At 49.5% G+C, this 19102-nt stretch carries 10 protein-coding genes and 2 pseudogenes; 8 read left to right on the top strand and 4 right to left on the bottom strand.

The features are described from left to right. Positions 1–165: 165 nt before the first annotated feature. Positions 166–1524: an aromatic amino acid transporter AroP gene (aroP, locus tag FH968_RS15060; protein ID WP_139880896.1), complete on the bottom strand. Its 1359-nt coding sequence runs from the start codon at positions 1522–1524 to the stop codon at positions 166–168. Positions 1525–2076: 552 nt separating this feature from the next. On the opposite strand from aroP, the gene pdhR reads away from it, so the two are divergent. The 4 genes from pdhR to lpdA all read left to right on the top strand — a co-directional run bounded on the left by pdhR (position 2077) and on the right by lpdA (position 9184). Then, on the top strand, positions 2077–2841 hold the full coding sequence (pdhR, locus tag FH968_RS15065; RefSeq protein ID WP_034493407.1) for a pyruvate dehydrogenase complex transcriptional repressor PdhR: 765 nt from the start codon (positions 2077–2079) through the stop codon (positions 2839–2841). Between the two features lie 148 nt (positions 2842–2989). Then, positions 2990–5653 (top strand): pyruvate dehydrogenase (acetyl-transferring), homodimeric type, encoded by a 2664-nt coding sequence (aceE, locus tag FH968_RS15070; RefSeq protein WP_139880899.1) that lies wholly within the window; start codon positions 2990–2992, stop codon positions 5651–5653. Between the two features lie 15 nt (positions 5654–5668). Next, positions 5669–7546, top strand: a complete 1878-nt coding sequence (aceF, locus tag FH968_RS15075; RefSeq protein ID WP_139880902.1) for a pyruvate dehydrogenase complex dihydrolipoyllysine-residue acetyltransferase — start codon at positions 5669–5671, stop codon at positions 7544–7546. Positions 7547–7759: 213 nt separating this feature from the next. Next, complete coding sequence (lpdA, locus tag FH968_RS15080; RefSeq protein WP_189389145.1) at positions 7760–9184, top strand: dihydrolipoyl dehydrogenase; 1425 nt, start codon at positions 7760–7762, stop codon at positions 9182–9184. Between the two features lie 50 nt (positions 9185–9234). On the opposite strand, the gene FH968_RS15085 is transcribed toward lpdA, so the two are convergent. The 3 genes and pseudogenes from FH968_RS15085 to FH968_RS15095 form a co-directional block, all read right to left on the bottom strand. Beyond that, positions 9235–10083 (bottom strand): DUF2950 domain-containing protein, encoded by an 849-nt coding sequence (locus tag FH968_RS15085; RefSeq protein ID WP_139880908.1) that lies wholly within the window; start codon positions 10081–10083, stop codon positions 9235–9237. An 11-nt stretch (positions 10084–10094) separates the two neighbouring features. Beyond that, positions 10095–11726, bottom strand: a complete 1632-nt coding sequence (locus FH968_RS15090; protein ID WP_139880911.1) for a DUF3300 domain-containing protein — start codon at positions 11724–11726, stop codon at positions 10095–10097. A 269-nt stretch (positions 11727–11995) separates the two neighbouring features. Continuing rightward, a pseudogene (locus FH968_RS15095) lies at positions 11996–13334 on the bottom strand (carbohydrate porin); the annotation flags it as partial. 2 nt (positions 13335–13336) lie between these two features. Here FH968_RS15095 and FH968_RS15100 point away from each other — a divergent pair. The 4 genes and pseudogenes from FH968_RS15100 to acnB form a co-directional block, all read left to right on the top strand. After that, positions 13337–13519: pseudogene (locus tag FH968_RS15100) on the top strand (UTRA domain-containing protein); the annotation flags it as partial. A gap of 301 nt (positions 13520–13820) precedes the next feature. Next, positions 13821–14711 carry a beta-glucoside kinase BglK gene (bglK, locus tag FH968_RS15105; RefSeq protein WP_139880914.1) on the top strand — a complete coding sequence of 297 codons (891 nt, stop codon included), beginning with the start codon at positions 13821–13823 and terminating at the stop codon, positions 14709–14711. A 14-nt stretch (positions 14712–14725) separates the two neighbouring features. Next, a complete protein-coding gene (locus FH968_RS15110; protein WP_139880918.1) occupies positions 14726–16156 on the top strand; it encodes a 6-phospho-beta-glucosidase in 1431 nt (476 codons plus the stop codon). Between the two features lie 344 nt (positions 16157–16500). Next, positions 16501–19098 (top strand): bifunctional aconitate hydratase 2/2-methylisocitrate dehydratase, encoded by a 2598-nt coding sequence (acnB, locus tag FH968_RS15115; RefSeq protein WP_139880921.1) that lies wholly within the window; start codon positions 16501–16503, stop codon positions 19096–19098. The last annotated feature ends 4 nt before the right edge of the window (positions 19099–19102 follow it).

The following is a 19102-nucleotide window of genomic DNA, read 5'->3' on the forward strand; positions in this document are numbered from 1 at the left end:
AGGAAGTGTGAAGCAGCTAACAAAGCTATGCCCGTCATACTTCAAGTTGCATCTTTGTTGGCTACGTTCACTCACCCGAATCACTTACTTATGTAAGCTCATCGGGATTCGTTCTCTTGCCGCCGTGATGCACCTCGAATTACTTAGGGCATAGGTAAATCAAAATTACGCTTTAACGCTTTTCAGATTCTGTTGCTTGATGAAGTAACCAATACCGAGAATCACTACCCATACTGGAATCAGCCATACGGAGATGGCCATGCCTGGGGTGATTGCCATGATGACCAGAACTGCGGCCATAAACAGCAGGCAGACATAGTTACCCAATGGATAGAACAGGGCAGGGAAACGAGTTTTCATGCCTTGTTGCTGTTTTGCACGACGGAACTTGATGTGTGCAAGGCTAATCATCGCCCAGTTGATAACCAGTGCAGAAACCACCAAAGCCATCAGCAGGCCAAAGGCTTCAGCTGGTGCAAAGTAGTTGATCAAGACACACAAGGCGGTGAACAGGGCAGACACCATAATGGTATTCACCGGTACGCCACGTTTATCAACTTTCTGCAGTGCTTTCGGTGCGTTGCCTTGCTGAGCCAGACCAAACAGCATTCGGCTGTTGCAGTAAACGCAGCTGTTATAAACAGACAGTGCAGCGGTCAAAACAACCACGTTGAGCGCGTTTGCTACAAAGGTATCACCCAGTTCGTGGAAGATCAGTACGAACGGGCTGGTATCAGCGGTAACACGAGTCCACGGCATCAGAGACAGCAGAACAGCCAGTGATCCCACATAGAAAATCAGAATACGGTAGATAACCTGGTTAGTCGCTTTAGGGATGCTGACCTGTGGGTTATCTGCTTCTGCGGCTGTAATACCAACCAACTCCAGCCCGCCGAAGGAGAACATGATAATTGCCATCATCATTACAAGACCGGTCCAGCCATGTGGCAAGAATCCGCCTTGTTCCCAAAGATTGCGAACGGTCGCTTGTGGGCCTGCGTGGCCGCCAAACAACAACCAAGCGCCAAACACAATCATGGCAACAACGGCGATGACTTTAATTATCGCAAACCAAAATTCCATCTCACCAAAGACTTTTACGTTAGTCAGGTTGATGGCATTGATAACAACGAAAAAGACAGCGGCAGAGGCCCAGGTTGGGATCTCCGGATACCAGAACTGAATGTATTTACCTACTGCGGTCAGTTCTGCCATGGCTACCAGTACATACAGCACCCAGTAGTTCCAGCCAGAAGCAAAACCTGCAAATCCACCCCAATATTTGTAAGCAAAGTGGCTAAATGAACCTGCTACTGGCTCTTCAACAACCATCTCACCCAGTTGGCGCATGATCAGAAAGGCAATAAAACCCGCGATCGCGTAGCCAAGAATAATCCCAGGCCCTGCGGACTGGATGACAGACGCACTGCCCAGAAACAGACCTGTCCCAATAGCTCCACCCAGCGCGATGAGCTGGATATGGCGGTTTTTAAGGCCGCGTTTAAGCGTGTCGCCTTGTTCCATCTTTTAACCTCGTGTGTGGTTATTTTCAGGGCGTTGATTACGCCTCTGTAAGTTTGTAATTCCGTAATGTGTAGTATTTATTTTACGGTTTTAAATTCCAGTATTTTGCGCATTGGACTACCGCAGCGAAAAGAATAGTGGTAAGCGAGAATGTTTGCACCTGCTTTCTATTCTTGTCGTGACGAGTTGAATAAAAAGAAACCAGTTGCCAGTCTGCCTGCGTTATTCCCGCTGATTAATATTTACTCGAATTAAGCGAGTTCGATGAATTAATATTCATATTTTAAACTGATGAATCGGTTCAAATTGCTTTGAAAGGCAATTTTACTGTTTCGTAAAAGTTAAATGTGTCGAGGTGCGAGTAAATGTGACATTTGTGCAAAGTTACAACTTTGAAACGTCATTTCTGTAATGTTGTTAAAATGTGCTGGGTTTAATGATTTCAATCAAAACCAATATGGACAGAAGGTGAATACTTTGTTACTTTAGCGTCAAGAATGTGAAATTGGTCATACCAATTGACTACAGGCTAATGGCAGAGACAGGGAATAAATGGCCTACAGCAAAATCCGCCAACCAAAACTATCCGATGTGATTGAGCAGCAGTTGGAGTTTCTCATCCTCGAGGGAACCTTGCGTCCCGGCGAAAAACTCCCACCAGAGCGCGAATTGGCTAAACAATTCGACGTTTCTCGTCCTTCATTACGCGAGGCCATTCAGCGTCTCGAAGCGAAAGGGCTCCTGCTTCGTCGTCAAGGCGGCGGTACTTTTGTCCAAAACAGCCTTTGGCAAAGTTTAAGCGACCCGCTGGTCGAACTGCTGTCTGACCATCCTGAATCCCAGTTTGATCTGCTTGAAACCCGCCACGCACTTGAAGGTATCGCTGCGTATTACGCTGCATTGCGTGGTACGGACGAAGATCTCAAACGTATAGGCGACTGCCATTTTGCAATTCAACAAGCGCAAGAGTCCGGCGACCTGGATGCGGAATCTGATGCTGTTATGCAGTATCAAATTGCCGTAACTGAAGCCGCCCATAATGTTGTGCTACTACACTTGTTGCGCTGTATGTCCCCAATGCTTGAACAAAACGTTCGCCAGAATTTTGAATTGCTCTACGCGCGCCGCGAAATGTTGGCGCAAGTGAGCAGCCATCGCGCCAGCATTTTTGCGGCGATTATGGCTCGCCAACCGGAGCAGGCGCGCGAAGCGTCGCACCGTCACCTGGCATTTATCGAAGAAATATTGCTGGACCGCAGCCGCGAACAGAGTCGTCGAGAACGTTCTCTGCGGCGCTTACAGCAACGTAAGGAATAAGAGTCTGAAATTCAGACCTCTATAAGCGCCATTTTTTAGAGCGCGGCAACTAAACGCAGAACCTGTCTTATTGTGTTTTTTCAAGGAAAGCGCAATGGGACAGGTTCCAGATAATCAACGTATTAGACACAGATAAGGAATACCACCCATGTCAGAACGTTTCCCAAATGACGTGGATCCGATCGAAACTCGCGACTGGCAACAGGCGATCGAATCGGTCATCCGTGAAGAAGGTGTTGAGCGCGCACAGTACCTGATTGATCAGTTATTGAGCGAAGCCCGTAAAGGTGGAGTAAAAATCGCAGCAGGTTCTGCAGCCCGCCAGTACGTAAACTCCATCGCCGTTGAAGATGAACCGGAATACCCGGGGAATCTGGAGCTGGAACGCCGTATTCGTTCTGCTATCCGTTGGAACGCCATCATGACTGTCCTTCGTGCGTCTAAAAAAGACCTCGATCTGGGCGGCCATATGTCCTCTTTCCAATCTTCTGCAACCGTGTATGACGTGTGTTTCAACCACTTCTTCCGCGCTCGCAATGAGAAAGATGGCGGCGATCTGGTTTACTTCCAGGGCCACATCTCCCCAGGCGTATACGCACGTGCTTTCCTTGAAGGCCGCCTGACTGAAGACCAGATGAACAATTTCCGTCAGGAAGTTCACGGTAATGGTCTGTCCTCTTATCCGCACCCGAAACTGATGCCTGAATTTTGGCAGTTCCCGACTGTATCTATGGGTCTGGGTCCAATCGGTGCTATCTATCAGGCTAAGTTCCAGAAATACCTGGAACACCGTGGTCTGAAAGACACCTCCGCACAGCGCGTTTATGCGTTCCTGGGCGACGGTGAAATGGATGAGCCAGAATCCAAAGGTGCGATTACAATCGCTACTCGTGAGAAGCTGGACAACCTGTGCTTCATCATCAACTGTAACTTGCAGCGTCTTGATGGCCCGGTAACCGGTAACGGCAAAATCATTAACGAACTGGAAGGTATCTTCGCGGGTGCTGGCTGGAACGTTATCAAAGTGATTTGGGGCTCTCGTTGGGATGCTCTGCTGCGTAAAGATACCAGCGGTAAATTGCTGCAGTTGATGGGCGAAACCGTTGATGGTGACTACCAGACCTTCAAATCTAAAAACGGCGCTTACGTACGTGAGCACTTCTTCGGTAAATATCCAGAAACAGCTGCGCTGGTTAAAGATATGTCCGACGACGAGATTTGGGCTCTGAACCGTGGTGGCCATGATCCGAAGAAAATCTACGCTGCACTGAAAAACGCACAAGAAACCAAAGGCCGTGCAACTGTAATCCTGGCTCATACCGTTAAAGGTTATGGCATGGGTGAAACTGCCGAAGGTAAAAACATCGCGCACCAGGTTAAGAAAATGAACATGGACGGCGTGCGTTATGTACGTGACCGTTTCAATGTGCCTGTGACCGATGCTGAAATCGAAAAACTGCCATACATTAAGTTCGAAGAAGGCAGCGAAGAATACAAATATCTGCATGGCCAGCGTGAGAAACTGAACGGCTACCTGCCGACTCGTCTGCCAAAATTCACCGAGAAACTGGAACTGCCAACGCTGGCTGACTTCAGCTCCTTGTTAGAAGAGCAGAACAAAGAAATCTCTACCACTATCGCTTTCGTTCGTGCCCTGAATGTGATGCTGAAGAACCCGTCTATCAAAGACCGTTTGGTTCCAATCATTGCCGATGAAGCGCGTACTTTCGGTATGGAAGGTCTGTTCCGTCAGATTGGTATTTACAGCCCGAACGGCCAGCAGTACACCCCGCAGGACCGTGAGCAGGTTGCTTATTATAAAGAAGACGAGAAAGGTCAGATCCTGCAAGAAGGTATCAACGAACTGGGCGCAGGTTCATCCTGGTTGGCCGCAGCGACTTCTTACAGCACCAACGATCTGCCAATGATCCCGTTCTACATCTACTACTCCATGTTCGGTTTCCAACGTATTGGCGATCTGTGCTGGGCTGCAGGTGACCAACAGGCTCGTGGCTTCCTGGTCGGTGGTACTTCCGGTCGTACAACGCTTAACGGCGAAGGTCTGCAGCATGAAGATGGCCACAGCCATATTCAGTCTCTGACTATCCCGAACTGTATCTCTTACGACCCGTCTTACGCTTACGAAGTGGCTGTCATCATGCATGATGGTCTGGTGCGTATGTACGGTGAAGCGCAAGAGAACATTTACTACTACATCACTACGCTGAACGAAAACTACCACATGCCAGCCATGCCGGAAGGCGCGGAAGAAGGTATCCGTAAAGGTATCTACAAACTGGAAACTATTGAAGGTAGCAAAGGTAAAGTTCAGCTGATGGGCTCTGGTTCTATCCTGCGTCACGTACGTGAAGCGGCACAAATCCTGGCTCGCGACTACGGCGTTGGTTCTGATGTATTCAGCGTAACTTCCTTCACTGAGCTGGCTCGTGATGGCCAGGACTGTGAGCGCTGGAACATGCTGCACCCAACAGCAGAACCACGTGTACCGTACGTTGCTCAGATTCTGAGTGATGCACCTGCTGTGGCATCTACTGACTATATGAAACTGTTCGCTGAGCAGATCCGTAACTTCATCCCAGCAAGCGATTACCGCGTACTGGGTACTGATGGCTTCGGTCGTTCAGACAGCCGCGAAAATCTGCGTCACCACTTCGAAGTGGACGCATCTTATGTGGTTGTTGCGGCACTTGGCGAACTGGCTAAACGTGGCGAAATCGATAAGAAAGTGGTGGCTGACGCTATCACCAAATTCAACATCGATGCAGATAAAGTCAACCCGCGTCTGGCATAAGAGGTAAAGAATAAAATGGCTATCGAAATCAACGTACCGGACATTGGTGCAGACGAAGTTGAAGTCACCGAGATCATGGTGAAAGTGGGCGACAAAGTTGAAGCTGAACAGTCGATCATTTCCGTGGAAGGTGATAAGGCTTCAATGGAAGTTCCTTCTCCGCAAGCAGGCGTGGTCAAAGAGATCAAAGTTGCGGTGGGTGACAAAGTTGAAACCGGCAAACTGATCATGATTTTCGAATCCGCCGAAGGTGCAGCGCAAGCTGCACCTGCAACGGTCGAAGAGAAGAAAGAAGCAGCGCCAGCGGCCGCTCCAGCAGCAGCGAGCGCAAAAGAAGTGAACGTGCCAGACATCGGCGGTGACGAAGTAGAAGTTACCGAGGTAATGGTTAAAGTTGGCGACGTCGTCGAAGCAGAGCAAAGTCTTATCACCGTTGAAGGTGACAAAGCTTCTATGGAAGTTCCAGCACCGTTTGCAGGCGTTGTAAAAGAAATCAAAATCAGCACCGGTGACAAAGTGTCTACAGGTTCTCTGATTATGGTCTTTGAAGTAGCAGGTGCTGCACCGGCTGCAACAGAAACCAAAGCTGAAGCCGCTCCGGCAGCAGCACCAGCGGCATCTGCTGCGAAAGAAGTTAACGTGCCAGACATCGGCGGTGACGAAGTTGAAGTGACTGAAGTGATGGTTAAAGTGGGCGATAAAGTTGCCGCTGAACAATCACTGATCACCGTAGAAGGCGATAAAGCTTCTATGGAAGTCCCGGCTCCGTTCGCAGGTGTTGTTAAAGAAATCAAAATCAATACTGGTGACAAAGTGTCTACCGGTTCCTTGATTATGGTCTTCGAAGTTGAAGGCGCAGCACCGGCTCCAGCAGCTAAGCAAGAAGCTCCAGCTTCTGCACCAGCAGCTCAGAAACCAGCAGCAGCCCCAGCTGCGGCTTCCGGCAAAACTGAATTCGCTGAAAACGACGCTTACGTCCATGCAACTCCACTGATTCGCCGCCTGGCGCGTGAATTCGGTGTGAATCTGGCGAAAGTGAAAGGGACTGGCCGTAAAGGTCGTATCCTGCGCGAAGACGTTCAGACTTACGTGAAAGACGCAGTTAAACGTGCTGAAGCGGCACCAGCGGCTGCAACTGGCGGCGGTCTGCCAGGCATGCTGCCATGGCCGAAAATTGATTTCAGCAAGTTCGGCGAAATCGAAGAAGTTGAACTGGGCCGTATCCAGAAAATCTCGGGTAGCAACCTGAGCCGTAACTGGGTGATGATCCCGCACGTTACGCACTTCGACAAAACTGATATCACCGATCTCGAAGCGTTCCGTAAGCAGCAGAACGACGAAGCTGCTAAACGCAAGCTGGATGTGAAGTTCACCCCTGTGGTCTTCATCATGAAAGCCGTTGCGGCTGCTCTGGAGCAAATGCCACGTTTTAACAGCTCTCTGTCCGAAGATGGTCAGAAGCTGACGCTGAAAAAATACATCAACGTCGGTGTTGCGGTTGATACGCCAAACGGTTTAGTGGTTCCGGTATTCAAAGATGTGAACAAGAAGAGCATCTCTGAACTGTCTCGCGAACTGATGGCTATCTCCAAGAAAGCTCGTGATGGCAAGCTGACTGCTGGCGAAATGCAGGGCGGTTGCTTCACTATCTCAAGCCTTGGCGGTATCGGGACGACTCACTTTGCGCCAATCGTTAACGCGCCAGAAGTGGCTATCCTGGGTGTCTCTAAATCTGCTATAGAGCCAGTCTGGAACGGTAAAGAGTTCACTCCGCGTCTGATGATGCCGATGTCTCTGTCCTTCGACCACCGTGTGATTGACGGTGCTGATGGTGCGCGCTTCATCACCATCATCAACAACATGCTGGCCGATATTCGCCGCCTGGTGATGTAAGCCAAAAAGCCGGCCTTTCGGTCGGCTTTTTTCTGGTAATCTCATGATGCTGTTTGAGATTATCAGGTGCAAAATACAAATCGTTTGCCGTTTGTTGTTTCAAATTTGTTAACAATTTTGTAAACTGCGGGCGGATAGAACGTCCCGGTGGATGATGGGCGTTAAGACATAAAAATGACGTCAGACCCGCCGGAAATAAATTAAGAGGTCATGATGAGTACTGAAATCAAAACTCAGGTCGTGGTACTTGGGGCAGGTCCTGCAGGTTATTCTGCTGCCTTCCGTTGCGCTGATTTAGGTCTGGAAACTATTATTGTTGAACGTTACAGCACCCTTGGTGGTGTTTGTCTGAACGTTGGCTGTATCCCTTCTAAAGCCCTGTTGCACGTTGCTAAAGTTATCGAAGAAGCGAAAGCTTTGGCTGAGCACGGCATCGTTTTCGGCGAGCCGAAAACTGACATCGACAAAATCCGTACCTGGAAAGAAAAGGTTATCAACCAGTTGACTGGTGGCCTGTCCGGTATGGCAAAAGGTCGTAAAGTTAAAGTGGTGAATGGCCTGGGTAAATTTACCGGTGCTAACACCCTGGTTGTTGAAGGTGAAAATGGTCCAACTACCATCACCTTTGATAACGCAATTATCGCTGCGGGTTCCCGTCCGATTGAATTGCCGTTTATCCCACATGAAGATCCGCGCGTTTGGGATTCTACCGACGCACTGGAACTGAAAACCGTACCAAAACGCCTGCTGGTTATGGGTGGCGGTATCATCGGTCTGGAAATGGGTACCGTTTACCATGCGCTGGGTTCAGAGATTGACGTGGTTGAAATGTTTGACCAGGTTATCCCGGCTGCCGACAAAGACGTGGTGAAAGTCTTCACCAAGCGTATCAGCAAGCAATTCAACCTGATGCTGGAAACCAAAGTGACTGCCGTTGAAGCCAAAGAAGATGGCATCTACGTCACAATGGAAGGCAAAAAAGCCCCTGCAGAACCACAGCGTTATGATGCTGTGCTGGTTGCTATTGGTCGTGTACCTAACGGTAAACTGCTGGATGCAGGTGCTGCTGGCGTTGAAGTTGACGATCGCGGCTTTATCCGTACCGACAAGCAAATGCGTACTAACGTGCCGCACATCTATGCTATCGGCGATATCGTTGGCCAACCAATGCTGGCACACAAAGGTGTCCACGAAGGCCACGTTGCTGCAGAAGTTATCGCGGGTATGAAGCACTACTTCGACCCGAAAGTGATTCCTTCTATCGCGTACACTGAGCCAGAAGTTGCATGGGTAGGGCTTACCGAGAAAGAAGCGAAAGAAAAAGGCATCAGCTACGAAACCGCCACCTTCCCGTGGGCTGCTTCTGGCCGTGCTATCGCTTCCGATTGTGCAGAAGGTATGACCAAACTGATTTTCGACAAAGAAACTCACCGTGTTATCGGTGGTGCGATTGTCGGTACTAACGGCGGCGAGCTGTTGGGCGAAATCGGTCTGGCTATCGAAATGGGTTGTGACGCAGAAGACATCGCTCTCACCATCCACGCGCACCCGACTCTGCATGAGTCTGTAGGTCTGGCTGCTGAGATCTTTGAAGGTAGCATCACCGACATGCCAAACCCGAAAGCGAAGAAGAAGTAATCGTTTGATGGTTAAGAAAAAAGCGGCTTAGGCCGCTTTTTTTTATTTCACTATTGCTGCACGTCCTGCCAGCTCTTATCCGGGTTGAACTGTTTTATTGCCTGTACTTTTTCAGCAGTCTGCTCACCCAAATCCTTCTGATAAATCATCCCTTGGTCATTCACCATAAAGGTAGTGATTCCAGTTTCTCCATACTCAACAGGCCAGGCAATTAACGCAAAGCCATTTGCCATTTTCCCGTCGCTGATATAGCTCTTCTCGCCACCCGGTGCGGCTGCGCCCTGGGATGTAAGGATACGGAAGTGATAGCCGTGATAACCCATACCCGGTTGTACCGGGCTGAAACTTGGGCCAAGTGGGCTAGGGGCTTCACCTGGAGAAACGGGCCAGTACAAACCATCTTTCTTACCTTCGCTGCTGGCAAATTTTTGGGCGTACTGCTTATCTAACTGATAGTAATCCTGTTGCGCGTCAACATAAGCATGGATTGCCTGAATCGCGGAAAGCTCATTCAGGCCAATGGTGCGCGTAAGAATTTCATCAGCAGCACGCTGCATATCGAAATGCCAGCCTGCATCAGATTTCACCATCGGAATGGGCAACTGCCAATTTTCCTGCCCGACGTTCAAATGCGCAGTATCTCCCTTTTGCTCGATGTTATGACTGACTTTCCAGTCACGAATAAAGCGGGCCACGGCTTCTGGGTCGGCTTTTTCATCCGGGAGATACTGTCGCCAGTCATCACCAAGCACCTCGGTAAGCTCCGCTTCATTCTGGTTAATTACTGCCTTGGCAAATGAAGCCGCCGCTTGCTCAGGTGTGGAGAATTGCTGCTGTGCCTGAACAAAGGCAGGTAGCATCAGCATTACTAGTGCACTTAACTTCATATAATTTTTCATGATGCCTCCCTTTAGCGACGATGAATTTCACGATGTTCAGAACTACGGGCAGCGGCGCGTGGCTCGTTACTTCTTGATGAGCGATTAAGACTTTGTTGCCCACGCTGGTTTTGTGCCTGCCAGGACGGAGAGCGACTGTCATTACCGCTTAATGCGTTGGAATGTGCCGGTTGCACACGTTGCTGACGCTGCTGCGGATTTTGCTGGTGCGTTTCACGGCGCTGTTGTTGTTGCGCTGTTGGGTGGTTTAACTGATTTTTTGCCGTATCTCTACGTTGTTGCTGTTGTTGATTGTTGGAACGGTTTACTTGTTCTTTCGCCGTATTCCTACGGGCATCAGTACCTTGCGAATCATAGCCTCGGTAGTTATTGCGCTGGGCAATCTGATTGAGTTGTTTAGATGAAGCCTGACGTTGAGCATCTCGTGAAGCCAGTTGCGGGGAAGCTGCGTCAATTTTCCCTTTGTTCTGTTGCAGCTGTGTCGCTGCCGCTTGCCGTTGGGCATTACGATTGACTGGAGCGTTTTGAGTTGCACTCAGGCCACCCGGGACATTGGTCTGATGGTAGCGTTGGGCAATGTTGTTGTCGTGGTACGGAACGCCGTTACGGTAAGCCGGATTGTGCTGCCAGGCCACATTGTTATTCTTGAGGTTTTGCCCAGAAATACGGTTGAAGTTATTCACGTTGTTAATATTGATGTTATTGCCACCGCCGCCGTGATAGCCACCATCGTGATGGTAATCGTCGTCATCGCCCCAATCAACGTCACTGAACAGCGCATAAGTGGTGGCGACCCCAAGGCTGAAACCGAGGCCATTCATAAAGCTACTACCAAACTGCTCCCCTGGAGGCGGCGGGAGATAAACTGGTGGATAGGCGGTGTTTGGCCAGGTGCCATAAACCGTCGATGGGTTGTAAGTCGGGACATACACCACTTGTGGATCGGTTGGCTCGATTTTAATAACCGTTTGCGCAGGTGCCGCAGCGGCGGTGTTTGATGAAGATGAACTGCTGCTGCCGGGAGCGGCTACCGTTGTATTCTGGTTGACCGTCACGGGCGTAGTGGTCACAGTTTGTTGTTCTGTGGATTTTAAAGAGCCGGTTTGTTGTGCCAGTAAACGCAATTTCTGCACTGAATCCATGACATCTTTCGGTTGTGCTAAAAACGCGTCCCCCAGATTTTGTACCCATTCAGGGTTTTCGCCCATCAGCACCATTAATTGCGGGAAAGCGACGAGGGATTTCACGCTTGGATCCCACGGTTGATTCGACACGGCCTGAATGGCGGCGTCGCCTTGCAGCGTTGGGTTATCACGCGACCATTGTACCGCCTGCACGACGTTTGCTGGGTAGGTCGCCGCCATTAATACCTGTGACATCAGCGAATCTGGATACAGTGCAATGGGCGCAACCCACTGGTCGAGCTGTGCTGTGGTAAAAGTCGGTGTGGCGACAGCGGCTACAGGTGTCGCCGCTGTTGGTGCCGGTGTTGCGACTGGAGCAGGCTGTGCCACTGGTGCTACTGGTGGTGTCACAGGCGCTGGTTCGGCCGTCTGGCTTTTCACGTATAGCACTCCAGAAACCGCTAAAATCCCGGCACTGCCGATGAGGGCAAGAATATGAGGCTTGAATGGCAACTTCATTTAACTTCTCCTGGTGTTCAAAAGGACACCTTTGTTTTGAGAGCCGTGCCGGTAGGCTGCTACATCGCGGCGAGTATAGAGAGCTGATAGTTTAATTTTTAACTTAAACGGTGATTTTTGCCGGAAATGTTATCTGAAAGCGTGAAAGAATGTTTCGGATCGCACTGAATGGGCGTTGGATAAGTAAGCGATCTGGAGTTATGTCATAGAAAAGTTTCAGGTATTTGTGTACCCAAGCCTTGTTTTACATTGCACTATTTAAAAGGTTATTACCACCATACTTCTGCCTGAACTCCGGCCATAAATTCATTTTTGCTGTCGTCATTAAATTTGAACTGCGAAAGCTCGTTATCCACAATATTAAGATAGGTACCGTAAAAACGGATTTCCGGACGTGAACCTAGCAAGCTTGGCCCCACTTTCAGTGCGTGATACAACGTTGTTTTATAACCTGATTCTTTCAGGTCGATGCCTTGTTCGGTTTTGTTTTTCTGAGCAAACCAGCTTAACTCAACACCGGTCTGATTCCAGGTATCCCAAATCCACGCTGGGCGAATAACCGCGCGAAGGCTGTTGAAATCACTGTGGGCACCGCTCTCATAACTATAAACGTCTTCGCCATGGGACCAGACCAGTGCATTCGCCATGATGATTTTGTCTGCCAGGTATAATTCCCCTTGGGAAATCAGACGCCAGGCAATGCCATCAGAATGATCGCCATAATAATAACGTCCTGCCGCCATAGAGTTACTGGCTCCGGAGAAGTTGGAGAAGCTGCTGGCATAGGAATTGTTGGCAACCTGGAGAGTAAACTCATTGAAGGCATCACGCGGCAGTTCCTGACGGACGATGGCGGTGGTCATCCAGGCATCCTTCAATTTAAAGAAGGAACCATTATCTTCATTGGTTTGCTGATCGTCGGTTTTATTGGCAAACGCGTACTTACCCATCAGCGATAAAGAACCATCTCTGCCAGAGAGGAATATTGCGATAGCGTAAATCCACTGAGTTGGTGTTCATCTGCGTGGTGTGGCTGAAATCACGTGAATACACGTCTACGTCATTACGGCTTACGGACGCATCCAATTGTCCCGGTCCCAGATCCCAGTTTTGAATACCCACGGCGGCGGCAACATCGGTGGTGAGTGTTTTCCAGTCGAGCATCTGGATTTCATATTCAGGTAGTTTATGTTTACCTACCCAAAAATCTGCTTCTGGTGCGAATGGAAGGAAGCCTCTGGTAGTCAGGAAAATATCGCTGAACTGCATAATATTTTCATTATCGCTGTCACCAAACCAGGCATCATTATATTGCTCACCAACGTTACCATCGTAGGTAACAATAGCGTTGGCTGTCCTACCATCCTGGTTATATACCCGCTGATTCAGGGTTAAATCTAACCAGCCACTCATCTCATTACCAAAACGCCCAAGTGACCCGGCTGCATAAGTTTGCGCCGAACCGCGGTTAGAGGCTGCCCAGCCTGAGCGGAAGTAACCCTGGTAGCTAAAGCCGATATCATCTTTAATAAATTTGCTGATATCTTTCAATGTGACGCTTTCAACACTGTTTTTCCCATTCTCGTTATTAATGACGGCAACTTTCTGCGCTCCCTTCACAAGAGATTGCCAAAATGCTCCACATCAGTGTTCGTGACCCCATTATTAAAATGGAGACGCAATCAATAGATGAGAGTAACAACCCCATCGATTATTCGATTCTCTACACCAATGTGTTCGAGTTTCAGGTGAAATACTTCTTACCTCGTAAGATGCCGCAATCCGCAATCTGACATATGTTGCGGGCCGGGGCGCTAATTCTGTATGGCGATCACACTTCCCGGCAAAAAAGTTGTTCAGAAAACTCAGAATAAATGCACATGTCGTCGTGATTATTTAAAAATAGCCTCTAACCCTCTGTGTATTGGCTTTTTTAATAGGTTCAAAAGTGGTTCAGGTTCTTATTGGGGGATGGCTTGCTAATTGAACTCCTGGTTTATTAAGATTGTTTTGTCTTCACTTGATAATTAAAAACTGAATCAGAACAGTTATTTTTCACTCCGCTTACCGGGTAATTCTGAAGGAACGAACCGCATGAAAATTGCTGCATTTGATATCGGTGGTACGGCACTCAAAATGGGGGTTATTAACTCCGATGGAGAAGTGTTGGAAAAGGGAAAGCAGTCTATTAACGACAGTGACGGTGAGCAAATTTTGCAGGCTATCCTTTCATGGATTGCGGCACATTCGGAATGTGAGGGGATAGCGATCAGCGCCCCGGGCTACGTAAATCCACACACTGGTTTTATCGAAATGGGCGGTGCTATCCGCAAGTTTGATAATTTCGCTATCAAAACGTGGTTGCAGGAACAAACCCACCTCCCTGTTGCCATTGAAAACGATGCTAACTGCGTGCTCCTTGCTGAGCGTTGGCAGGGCAAGGCGGCTGAGATGGCCAATTTCCTCGTGTTGACCATTGGAACTGGTATCGGTGGGGCGATTTTCTGTAATAACCAATTGGTACATGGGGCGCGTTTTCGAGCGGGGGAGTTCGGCTATATGTTGACCGAACGTGCTGGCTCGCGTGATGTCCCCAACTACACGATGAATGCAACCTGCACTATGCGCGTCCTGCGTCAGCATTACGCTGATTACGTAGGTAAACCGTTGGAAGAAGTGACCGGCGAAGAGGTTTTCGACAGTTATGATGCAGGCGATGTTATTTGCCAGCGTCTGGTTGCAGAGTTTTTTAACGGTATTGGGACAGGTCTCTATAACCTCGTCAATTTATTCGATCCGCAAAAGATTTTGGTGGGCGGCGGGATTGTCGAACGCCCTGGGTTTCTTGCACTGCTTCGCGAACATCTGGCCTGGTTCACGATTGGCGAATATGTCGATACCGTCAGCCATGGCAATGACGCCGGACTTATCGGTGCGGTCTACCATTTCAATCAGCAATACCGGTCGCAGGCTCGCGATCTCTAATTGAGGGAAAGAATATGTCCGGATTTAAAGATGGGTTTCTGTGGGGCGGAGCGGTTGCAGCTCATCAGTTGGAAGGCGGCTGGAAAGAAGGTGGTAAGGGGATTAGCGTTGCCGATGTGATGACCGCTGGCGCTCATGGCGTTCCACGTGAAATTACTGACGGCGTGCTGCCGGGGAAAAACTACCCGAACCATGAGGCGATAGATTTCTATCATCGCTATAAAGAAGACATCAAATTGTTTGCTGAAATGGACTTTAAATGTTTCCGCACATCCATCGCCTGGACGCGCATCTTTCCGCTAGGGGATGAGCTGGAACCAAATGAAGCGGGTCTGCAATTTTACGATGACCTGTTCGACGAGTGCCTCAAGTACGGTATCGAGCCGGTCATTACTCTGTCGCACTTCGAGATGCCTTACCATCTGGTAACCGAGTACGGCGGCTGGCGCAATCGTAAGCTTATCGATTTCTTCGTACGTTTTGCCAAAGTGGTCTTCACTCGTTATCAGCATAAAGTGAAGTACTGGATGACCTTTAACGAGATCAACAACCAGGCTAACTTCCATGAGGACTTTGCACCGTTTACCAACTCTGGTCTTAAGTACGAAGCAGGCGAAGATCGCGAGCCGGTGATGTTCCAGGCCGCACACTACGAGCTGGTCGCCAGCGCACTGGCGGTTCGCGCAGCACGAGAGATCAATCCAGATCTGCTGGTAGGTTGCATGATCGCAATGTGTCCAATCTACCCGCTGAGCTGTGCGCCTAACGATATGATGATGGCGATGAATGCCATGCATCGCCGTTACTGGTTTACCGATGTTCACGTGCGCGGCAAATATCCTCAGCATCTGCTGAATTACTTTGAACGCCGTGGCTTCGAGCTAGATATTACTCGTGAAGATATCGCGGCACTTGAGCAGGGTTGTGTCGATTACATTGGCTTTAGCTACTATATGTCGTTTGCCACCAAAGCCACGGACGATAACCCGCAGCTCGATTACGATGAATCTAAAAGCCTCGTTTCTAACCCGTATGTCCAGAAATCGGACTGGGGTTGGCAGATTGATCCGGTCGGGCTTCGCTACTCACTGAACTGGTTCTGGGATCATTACCAGCTGCCGTTGTTTATCGTTGAAAACGGCTTTGGTGCGATTGATGTACAGGGAAGCGATGGTGTGGTGGATGATCAGTACCGTATCGACTATATGTCTGCACATATCGCCGAAATGAAAAAAGCAGTGGTTGAGGACGGCGTCGACCTGATGGGTTACACCCCGTGGGGATGTATCGACCTGGTTTCTGCGGGCACCGGCGAGATGAAAAAACGATACGGCTTTATCTACGTAGATAAAGATAACGAAGGTAATGGAACGTTGAACCGCAGCCAGAAGAAATCCTTTGCCTGGTATCAGAAGGTGATTGAGTCGAATGGTGAGAAGCTTTAATACGTTTTTTACGGCTAGTTAGTACGAAATTTACTTGAGGGCTGATGGTTTTTTAACATCAGCCCATTTTGCATTTATAGGGTAAAAATCTCGAAAATAAGGCGAAAAAAGCCGACTTGTTAACACCCAAAAAGAGGCTCGAAGGTCATATCGAAAAGTAATATTTTGCCCTTAACGATTCAGCAAGTATTTAATGTTGCTTTTTTGTAAACACATTAACACCCCCTGAAAATCCTGCTATGCTGCCGACGCGGAACCGGGCATTTACCCTACAACTGCTGTCTCACAGGAGCGTGAAGAGAATAGCCGGAACCGAAATGACAATGAGAGCGAGGAGAACCGTCGTGCTAGAAGAATACCGTAAGCACGTAGCCGAACGTGCTGCAGATGGGATTGTTCCAAAACCTTTAGAAGCATCCCAAATGGCCGCACTGGTCGAGCTGCTGAAAACCCCGCCAGCGGGTGAAGAAGAATTCCTTTTAGATCTTATTACCAATCGTGTTCCGCCAGGCGTTGATGAAGCCGCCTATGTTAAAGCTGGTTTTCTGGCTGCCATCACTAAAGGTGATGCCACTTCCCCGTTAATCTCCCCTGAGAAAGCTGTAGAACTGCTTGGCACCATGCAAGGTGGCTACAACATTCATCCGTTGATTGACGCGCTGGATAACGAAAAGCTGGCACCGATTGCAGCCAAAGCGTTGTCTCATACGCTGCTGATGTTCGATAACTTCTACGATGTGGAAGAGAAAGCAAAAGCCGGGAACATTCACGCGCAGCAGGTTCTGAAATCCTGGGCTGACGCCGAGTGGTTCCTGTCTCGTCCTAAACTGGCTGAGAAAATTACGGTTACCGTATTTAAAGTCACTGGTGAAACTAACACCGATGACCTGTCTCCAGCACCTGATGCCTGGTCACGCCCGGATATCCCTCTGCACGCCCTGGCGATGCTGAAAAATGCTCGTGAAGGTATCGAGCCGGATCAACCTGGAAGCGTCGGCCCGATCAAACAGATCGAGGCGTTAAACAAGAAAGGTTTCCCTCTGGCCTATGTTGGCGATGTAGTGGGTACCGGTTCTTCACGTAAATCTGCTACTAACTCCGTGCTGTGGTTCATGGGCGACGACATCCCGAACGTGCCGAACAAGCGTGGCGGTGGTGTGGTGCTCGGCGGCAAAATTGCGCCAATCTTCTTTAACACCATGGAAGATGCCGGTGCGCTGCCAATCGAAGTTGACGTAAACGACCTGAACATGGGTGATGTTATCGACATCTACCCATATAAAGGTGAAGTGCGTAACCACGAAACCAACGAATTAATCGCTAATTTCGAACTGAAAACGGATGTGCTGCTGGACGAAGTTCGTGCCGGTGGACGTATTCCGTTGATCATCGGTCGTGGCTTGACGACTAAAGCGCGTGAAGCTTTGGGTCTACCACACAGTGAAGTGTTCGTGCAGGCGAAGGATGTTGCGGAAAGTAGCCGTGGCTATTCGCTGGCGCAAAAAATGGTTGGCCGCGCCTGCGGTGTTGAAGGCATTCGCCCTGACCAATATTGCGAACCAAAAATGACGTCAGTTGGTTCTCAGGACACCACTGGGCCAATGACCCGTGATGAACTGAAAGACCTGGCGTGCCTGGGCTTCTCGGCTGATTTGGTTATGCAGTCCTTCTGCCACACTGCCGCGTATCCTAAGCCGATTGATGTGAACACGCATCACACGTTGCCTGACTTCATCATGAACCGTGGTGGTGTGTCGCTGCGTCCTGGTGATGGTGTTATTCACTCCTGGCTCAACCGTATGCTGTTGCCTGATACCGTTGGTACTGGCGGTGACTCTCATACCCGTTTCCCAATCGGTATTTCCTTCCCGGCGGGTTCTGGTCTGGTGGCGTTTGCTGCAGCAACTGGCGTTATGCCACTGGATATGCCTGAGTCTGTGTTGGTGCGCTTCAAAGGTAAAATGCAGCCGGGGATTACCCTGCGTGACTTGGTTCATGCCATCCCACTGTACGCTATTAAGCAAGGCCTGCTAACGGTTGAGAAGAAAGGTAAGAAAAACATCTTCTCTGGTCGTATCCTGGAAATTGAAGGTCTACCAACGCTTAAAGTTGAGCAGGCATTTGAACTGACCGATGCTTCCGCTGAGCGTTCTGCTGCGGGTTGTACGATTAAGTTAGATCGCGAACCGATCGAAGAGTATCTGAGCTCCAACATCGTGCTGCTGAAGTGGATGATCGCAGAAGGTTACGGCGATCGTCGTACGCTTGAGCGCCGTATTCAGGGCATGGAAAAATGGTTGGCCGATCCTCAGTTGCTCGAAGCGGATGCCGATGCGGAATACGCAGAGATCATTGAAATCGATCTGAACGATATCAAAGAGCCAATCCTGTGTGCGCCAAACGATCCTGACGATGCTCGTCTGTTGTCTGATGTGGCTGGTGAGAAGATTGATGAAGTATTCATCGGTTCTTGCATGACCAACATCGGCCACTTCCGTGCGGCGGGTAAACTGTTGGATAGCCACAAGGGTCAGTTGCCAACTCGTCTGTGGGTTGCTCCACCAACGCGTATGGATGCCGCTCAGTTGACTGAAGAAGGCTACTACAGCGTGTTTGGTAAGAGCGGTGCGCGTATCGAAATCCCTGGCTGTTCACTGTGCATGGGTAACCAGGCGCGTGTGGCCGACGGTTCAACCGTGGTTTCAACCTCTACGCGTAACTTCCCTAACCGTTTAGGTACTGGCGCTAACGTCTTCCTGGCCTCCGCAGAACTCGCAGCAGTGGCTTCACTGCTGGGCAAACTGCCAACGCCTGACGAATACCAGACCTTTATGGCGCAGGTTGATAAGACAGCGGTTGATACCTACCGTTATCTGAACTTCGACAAACTTTCTCAGTACACCGAGAAAGCCGACGGAGTGATCTTCCAGACTGCGGTATAACATT

The organism is Buttiauxella sp. B2, assembly GCF_006376615.1.
GTDB lineage: Bacteria > Pseudomonadota > Gammaproteobacteria > Enterobacterales > Enterobacteriaceae > Buttiauxella.